9 protein-coding genes are annotated in these 7,387 nt (G+C 40.7%); 1 reads left to right on the forward strand and 8 read right to left on the reverse strand.

Annotated elements, in window-relative coordinates; translation table 11 throughout:
- Window positions 1–98 precede the first annotated feature (98 nt).
- Window positions 99–221 carry a hypothetical protein gene (locus HWQ23_RS04255; protein WP_292823951.1) on the forward strand — a complete coding sequence of 41 codons (123 nt, stop codon included), beginning with the start codon at window positions 99–101 and terminating at the stop codon, window positions 219–221.
- Between the two features lie 36 nt (window positions 222–257).
- On the opposite strand, the gene HWQ23_RS04260 is transcribed toward HWQ23_RS04255, so the two are convergent.
- The 8 genes from HWQ23_RS04260 to HWQ23_RS04295 form a co-directional block, all read right to left on the reverse strand.
- Window positions 258–812, reverse strand: coding sequence for a TniQ family protein (locus HWQ23_RS04260; protein WP_292823953.1), 555 nt, complete (start codon window positions 810–812; stop codon window positions 258–260).
- Window positions 766–1,620, reverse strand: coding sequence for an AAA family ATPase (locus tag HWQ23_RS04265; protein ID WP_292823956.1), 855 nt, complete (start codon window positions 1,618–1,620; stop codon window positions 766–768). Before HWQ23_RS04265 ends, HWQ23_RS04260 begins: the two co-directional genes overlap by 47 nt.
- A 4-nt stretch (window positions 1,621–1,624) precedes the next feature.
- Window positions 1,625–3,484 (reverse strand): Mu transposase C-terminal domain-containing protein, encoded by a 1,860-nt coding sequence (locus tag HWQ23_RS04270; RefSeq protein WP_292823959.1) that lies wholly within the window; start codon window positions 3,482–3,484, stop codon window positions 1,625–1,627.
- 329 nt (window positions 3,485–3,813) lie between these two features.
- Window positions 3,814–4,038 carry a DUF433 domain-containing protein gene (locus HWQ23_RS04275; RefSeq protein ID WP_292823962.1) on the reverse strand — a complete coding sequence of 75 codons (225 nt, stop codon included), beginning with the start codon at window positions 4,036–4,038 and terminating at the stop codon, window positions 3,814–3,816.
- Between the two features lie 134 nt (window positions 4,039–4,172).
- Window positions 4,173–4,916: an alpha/beta hydrolase gene (locus HWQ23_RS04280; protein WP_292823965.1), complete on the reverse strand. Its 744-nt coding sequence runs from the start codon at window positions 4,914–4,916 to the stop codon at window positions 4,173–4,175.
- A gap of 231 nt (window positions 4,917–5,147) precedes the next feature.
- Complete coding sequence (locus tag HWQ23_RS04285; RefSeq protein ID WP_292823968.1) at window positions 5,148–5,762, reverse strand: hypothetical protein; 615 nt, start codon at window positions 5,760–5,762, stop codon at window positions 5,148–5,150.
- Window positions 5,763–6,350 (reverse strand): Uma2 family endonuclease, encoded by a 588-nt coding sequence (locus tag HWQ23_RS04290; RefSeq protein WP_292823971.1) that lies wholly within the window; start codon window positions 6,348–6,350, stop codon window positions 5,763–5,765. It lies immediately after the preceding gene.
- A gap of 90 nt (window positions 6,351–6,440) precedes the next feature.
- On the reverse strand, window positions 6,441–7,387 hold a 947-nt coding region (locus HWQ23_RS04295), incomplete at its 5' end, for a WD40 domain-containing protein (protein ID WP_472850382.1).

Consider the following 7,387-nt stretch of genomic DNA (forward strand, 5'->3'; position numbering starts at 1 on the left):
TCACAAGTATAAGCTCTAAAGTTTTTAATCCTAAGTAGTATATTTACTGCTTTTGTTAAAAACTTTGAGCGCTATAGGTTTTAATTTTCAGCCACCAATTGAATTTGAATACTTGCGATCGCATTCATGCCTCATTCACAACACGTAGATTAATTGATAGAAAAATAAAGGCGATCGCCCTTTGGGAAGAGACTGCGATCGCCTTTTGTAAAGCCCCATAAATGAGGTCACTCACATAGTTACAGAAGAGCTTTTTGTCAATAGCGCTTTTGACGCTTCACCATTTTTGCAAAAGACAAGGAACAATGAGCGCATTCCCCTAGCTCCCAATCAGCAGGGATTGGAAATGGTGTCTCACAGTTAGTACATTTTGTTAATAAACCCAACTGGTGGCGATCGCACTTTATTTTCTCCTTATACTGCCACTCAATTCGATGATAAGGTTCTTCTGCATAGCAAGCACCACATAACCGAATTGGTCTGGGTTTCATAGTCATACCCTTTTGTGGCAGCATCTCATATAACCTCTCGACCTGCACACCAATTACCTTACTCAAAGCTTTTAATTCCTCAAGACTCGGAAAGGGATTGAAATAAAGCTTCTCCCATCGCGTTGTGATAGCACCAAGACCAGTAATTTTTCCTAAAGAATATCCTGAAGGAAGACTGTTAGCCTTAAATCGGCGCAAGCGTCCCAGATAATGACTGATGCTTTCATTTGGGTATGGCTCAACATAGCCCAACCTTGGCAGAATGTCATAATCTTCATTTATTGCTATTTCTGTTTTCGAGGGGAATGTATTTTCTGCCATACCGACTAGCGATTTTTTCTAAAATGCCTTGATCAACTTTGCCAAAGCCATTCTTGAGTGAATGTAAAACTGCCTTAGTGAGTATTTTGACTAGCAGTCCTATCCGCGCACCTGTACTTTTAGCTAGAACCTCAAATATAGTTCCCTCAGATAAATTAGAAGCTTCGGGCAGAGCCAGAATATCGAATTCAATTGTACTTAGTGTTTTCTTAAAATCATCGTATTCTAGGCGGTCAAACTCATACAGTGTTGGAAAGCTAGTCAACAAATCAAAATCGGCCAAGATTTTATCTAGCTCCTCTCCTCCAACTAATACGACAGGAACATGACATTCGTCAAAAAGTTGCTTGAGGTCTAGCAGTGCTTCTCTTTGGAGATTTTCAGCATTGTCAATAATGACTTGTTCTATCCCAAATAATTCAAGACTACCAGCCAATCTTGGACGTAAATCTACCCGCTTACCTGTTGGTGCTGCGTGGTTAATATCCTTAAGAATTTGCGAAAATAGACGCTTGGAACTTGATGCTGACCAAGCTCTTACATAGGAAAGTTTTTTCCTATCCTCTTCCCGATAGTGACAAGACGCTCGACTTTTCCCCACATCTCTGGGGCCAATTACTCGACCGCATTGTTTCAGTATCCGCAACTCATCTAACCATCTGAAATATTCTGAAGCACGATCAGTTGGTATGAAACAATTATTAAATAGCTCTTCAACTTCAACGACTTTAGCAAGTTGAGCATTTAAATCTAGCTCAGGAGCTAAGGCTTCAACGGAGGACTGAATAGCAAGTTGCGATCGCGCCATAGAATTACCAAATCTTTTTCAAATGTTGTTTACGGTTAGGGACAAGCAGCTTGTGTCTTTCCTGCTCTTGAGTGTCAACTTGAACAGATACTTCTGGTTGCAGTTCTGTTTTCTGAGGCTGTAGTTCTTCCCTTGAAACTCTCTCTGGCAAGAGTTCCAGTTTGTCATCTTTGTTTGAAGAAACATTAGCTCTACTTTTCCTCAGTTCAACAACATTTGAGGTTTTCTTGGAAGCTGAACGTAGATGCTTTTGTTCTGAGCGTCTTTTTTCCTTTTTGTCTTCTTTACGTTCCTCTACAAGTTCCTTCCGTTTACCTAATGCTAATAAGGCATCATAGTTAGAATGCTCCTTACGAGCTTGACTTCGCTCTTTATTCAAGGCTTTCAACTCTTCTAAACTCAAATCATGGGTATCCATGTTGACGGCATGAGCATAACCCAAAAACTCTTCTCCATTATCATCAGTTTCGCAGCTGTAGATATATAAAGTCAGAATATGGTCTGGATCATATCTAAGTGTTACAAATTCACCTCTATATGCCTTGAGTGATTCTCCTCGATAAATCAAATTCTCAAACTGTATAGATCCATGCGCTTGAACAACTCGTTGCGCTTCTTTCATCAAACAGATATCTAATTCTCGCTCATCCAAAGGTTCAGGTAGTTTTCTTCCCATTCCTATAAACCAGCGCTCAAATCTTGTTTCGCGGGGATCTTTGGGATATGGATCGTGGTTATAAATATCACAAAAGAAACTAGCTAGGATCTTGTCTATATCTTGTATTGTCAAACACGCTTCTTTCTCTGCATTTTTGGGTCGTTCCTGAACATTTGACCCTGTATAACCAGGTAAATCTTCGAGAACTTGAGTATTAATAGTTCCAAAAAGCCGTTCTACAATACCGCCTTCGGGAGGGCGATCGCGTAGTTCACATTTAAATCCTAGTTTCTTACCAATGGCTTTTAGATGTTTTGATCCTAAATCTTTTCCACCATCAGTAAAAAAATATTGAAAAGGAGGCCCACATACCTCCCAGGCTTTATTTAGCTTATAGTCGTCAGGATAGTTTTTGGGCAAAATGCCGTGTCTTAAGGCTAAAGCCACCTCTGTAGAACCTGGTTGTTTGATCCATAAGTGGAAACCAACAACACAGCTTGAAAAAGTATCCACAACAGTAGTTAGCCAAGGACGCTCAGACAATAAATTACCATCACTATCAACTATGCGAATATCCAGCTTGGTATGGTCGCATTGAATAATTTGGTTACTAAAGTCAGCCTTCAGTAGTTGCCCATCTCGTGTTACAACTGTCATCCAAGATCCCGATCCCGGATTTCTGACTTTTGTCTTCTGTTTATGTTGTGCGATTAAAGGATCTAAAATCCTATAAACAGTAGCTTGATGAGGATAATCTCCTGGTTTCAGCTTAAGGTCAACCTCCGCGTGTCGCTTTACTTCACGAAATATAGATGCTGGTGAAATTGGATGTTTGTCTTTCAGACTCTGTTGGTAAGTTGTTTTAATAAATTCTTGCCAGTCTTCGCTGACTCGATGTTTTCCCTTATCTGAGCGTTGTACTCCTGCTGATTCTGATAACTTGTCATCATGGTATTGCTTGAGGAGACGTTCCACCTGGCGAGTAGAAACACCAAGAGTATTTGCAACAGCCTGCTTTCTCTGAGACTTAATCGTGCGATTCGGTGATTCAGCAAGCCACTGGATCAGATTAAATGTCAGTTTATGCCTATCTGATGTTTCCAGAATAATTTGGGATGGATCTACAACAAAATTACTCTTGTCAAGAAAAATAGCATCTGGAGCTTGCGTTAATTCTTCGGTGAATTCAAATTGTTTGTCTTCCATTGGAGTGAAAAACACTCATGAATAATTAAGGTACTAATGTACCATTAATTGACGAAGAATGCGACATACAATTTGATAAATACCTAAATCTTAACAAACGACATTTAATTTGATAATTTAGGATTTCCGACATATAAAATGCGAATTAGGCAAATTTATTTTTTGTGTAAGTAAATAGTTTACAATCCTTACAAGATAAAGGTTTCAGCTATTTCGATGCTGTTGCGACACTATCTGCGAATTGCGACATATAATTTGCGAATGTACATAAATAAAGGCTAGAAACAGCTTATATGCGGTTTCTAGCCTTTTTGAATTTGTGGTATTTCCTAATTACCCGCCGCAAATGCAAATACGGCTTGGATTGCAGCAGGGCTGAGAGTTGGATAGCTTTCTGTGACTTGCTGTTTTGTCCAACATAAAGCAAACAACCCCAATATGAATTCCACAGATAGCCGTGTTCCTTTGACGACAGGCAATCCATCGGAGAATTTTCGGGTCTGAATGAATATAAGTTCTCCAATCCATACGAGTTTACCTTTATGGGGCTTCATTTATTATGAGCGATGCCTACGGTGGGCTGCGCCAACGCACCAGTAAGATATTCCCCATTTTTATCAGATTCGTCAAAAATGCAGCAGTTGGGAAGTAAGTTTGCGATGGCAACAATCGAGCCAAGCTCAAACAATTAATCACTAGTTAATACTGAGGTAAGAAGGTCAGCATGAGACAGATGTGGGCAATGTCCAGAAACTAGCTCAATGGCATCGACTCCTAAACGCTTGTGTGCAGCGTAGCGTGACCATGTAGGAGACAATATTCGGTCATTGGTACAAACAATATATTTACGTTCAACATTTGGCAAAGCTTTTAGAGGATTCGTTTCAAAAATATATGCCATAGATTGTTGCGAACGACTTTTCGAGATTGCCCACTGTGCTACATCTGGTTGACAATCATGAAAGAAAAACTCCCTTAATACTGCTTCGTCTGAATAATCCTTCCCTACGGAAGCTGGTTCAAACATATCAGGCTCATCGTGGAACTGTTCGAGTTTACTTAGCTCTTTTGGTTGGTAATTGAATGATTTAAGCGTATCAGAATCAAGACGATGAGAAAATTGGTCGAGTGTACTGATTCCGGGATACGGGAGTAGCGCAGCCACAAACACTAGTTGACGCACTTTTACCGCTTCTGCAACCAGGGGAATTATAGTACCAGCCATTGAGTGACCGACTAGGACAATATCATCATCAGTTTTTGGCAACGCTTGAATTACTACATCTGCAAATTGGGACAAAGTAGCAGATGCATTTTCAATTGGCAAATCCATTGCTACGGTTTTGTGACCCTGTGCTTCTAAGTAGGGAATTAGCAAGTCCCAACACCAAGTGGCTTGGAAGGCACCGTGAACTAAACAAAAAAGACTCATATTAATTGAATAGTGGTAATGGTGGACGAGTTTTTTAACTTCTGTTATTTTTTAGCAAATTTTAAAACTTGACCAGGTAAGTTACATCAGCACCTGCTATAGGACTAATGTTTGATTTATGAAAAAGCTCGGTACAGATCGAAAAGCCTAATTCCTTATTCCCTACTCCCTACTCCCCACTCCCCGCCCACGTAGATAATTTCAAAAATCAAATACGATTCCTATATATGTTCAAACAGCAGTTAAAATAGGCTGGAAAGGTTGCAAGAAAATACCCAAAATTTTATCAACTTCTTTAATATAATACTCAGTCGAATCTATATAAACAGTCGTTTCTTCTAAAAATAAAAATTTCCAGTTAGTTCCACTAGTAACCGATCCATAAATCCGCCCAACTTCATTACCTTGATTTTGATTGAACACTTGCGCTGCAATCATTGCCGCTACACATTGACCAAGACCACCGATAATATCTTCTTTTTTCGCCTCAAAAATAAACATTACCGGAGCAGAAATAAATAATTGCTCTTGGGAATTGCTGATGATGTAATCGCAAAAACCTTGCAAACCTTGAGTTGCATCAACATTAAATTCATTTCCAGAGAACAGTGAGATTTTATTATTTAATAATCGTCTGACCTCTGCCAGGATTGGTGCAATTAAAAACTCTGATCTAGCTTTTTCGGTTGAAATTGCAGTTGCTAAAGGAATGTAATCTATTAAAATCGTTCTGAGAGTTTCTGATGGTGTAACAGGTTTTGTATCAGCAAATAAATTATGAGTTTCATGAAGTGTTAAGTCAAAACTCTTTTTCACTTTAGCCAGACTCAAATCGCTGTATGCCATTTACTTGTGTCCTGCCAAGATTTGTTCAGCACTCAAATCCAAGTGTGGAAAAGTCGAAGAGATGATGTGTTCTTGTCCTCGGAATGCAACAGCATCATAGAACCCTTCTATTAAGGTGCATATTGTTACCACCTCTTGAATGGGGTCAACAATCCAGTATTCAGGAATTCCGAGAACAGCATACTCAGAACGTTTACTGCGGTAGTCTGTGGTTTGTGTAGATTCGCTGACCACTTCTACTACTAGTATGGGAGGTATTTCGTTGAGTTCAATTACAGCTTCTCGATTGGAAAGTGCTTCCCATTGCTGTGTTGGTAATACTACCACATCTGGAATTCGTGAGGTGTCCCAACGTCCAGAGCGTGGAGAACGCACTCCCACAGAAAACTTTTGTGCTGTCCAGTTCTTATCCATTTTGGCACTTTCGTCATCAAAGCTTCGTTCTAAAAACTTCGAGATACCGCCGTGCTTGCCAGTACCAAGACTCATGGGGATTAATTCTCCATCTAGCAATTCATATTGGGTATCCGTGCGATCGTTATACTTGAGATACTCTGCAAAAGTCAGTTTTTTGGTAGTTACAGTCATAGCGAATTGATAACTCAATACAACTATTTTATGCAATAAGGAAGATGAGGGAGATAGTGAAGAAATAATCAATGCCCCATGCCCAATTCCCTAATTCCGTAGCTTTTTAATCTCTGCATCTGTAAACGGATTCTTCCCCGCCCGTAAATCTTTCACCCAGCGCTGCCGTTGTGCTTTTTTATCTTTATCCTGAGTCTGGGCGATGTATGCCTCAAAATCCTCGATCGCCCCTTGGGTATCGCCTGTCAGCGCCCTAGCCAAACCACGACGATCGCGAATATTGCCATTTTCAGGTGCAACTGCAACAGCTTTATCACAGGCTGGTAACACATCAGCAGCTTGTTTTTGCAGACTCCCGCCCCAGCATATTGCATTCCAAGAATCAGCAGGAATTTCGACTTTTGGATCAAACTTGAGGGCTGCGGTATAAGCTGCAAGTGCTTCCTTAAACTTTTTCTTTTCTAAGCGACTATTTCCTTCATCAACTGAGCGTTCAGCCTTGCCTTTGTTGACAAACTCTTGTGCTTTTACCTGGGGTTCAAATCTCAAATTAGCATCCCACTGCTGGGCTTGGCGGAATTTTACAACAGCATTATCAACATCTTCATTTCGCGCTAGGTTCTCACCTTGGATAACTAATACCGTAGCGGCTTGCACCAGCCGAGGCGGAGTTTGGCATTCCGTTAATTCTTCCAGCACTTCAGGATGGACAACCAAATAATTGTTGAGCAAGCCACAACCATCTTTGACTAACTTATTTAAATCCAAATTCCATATAATTATCGTCTTGTCAGCACTTGCAGAAGCCAGCCTTTGCCCATCGGGGCTGAACACCACGCTATCGACCCAACGGCTATGCCCAGTCAGGGTTTGCAGAGGTTTGCCAGTGGCGACATCCCAGAGTTTGATCGTGTTGTCATCACTTGCAGAAGCCAGCCTTTGCCCATCGGGGCTGAACACCACGCTATCGACCCAACTGCTCTGCCCAGTCAGGGTTTGCAGAGGTTTGCCAGTGGCGACATCCCAGAGTTTGATCG

Source organism: Nostoc sp. JL33 (genome assembly GCF_017114985.1).
Classification (GTDB): Bacteria; Cyanobacteriota; Cyanobacteriia; order Cyanobacteriales; family Nostocaceae; genus Nostoc.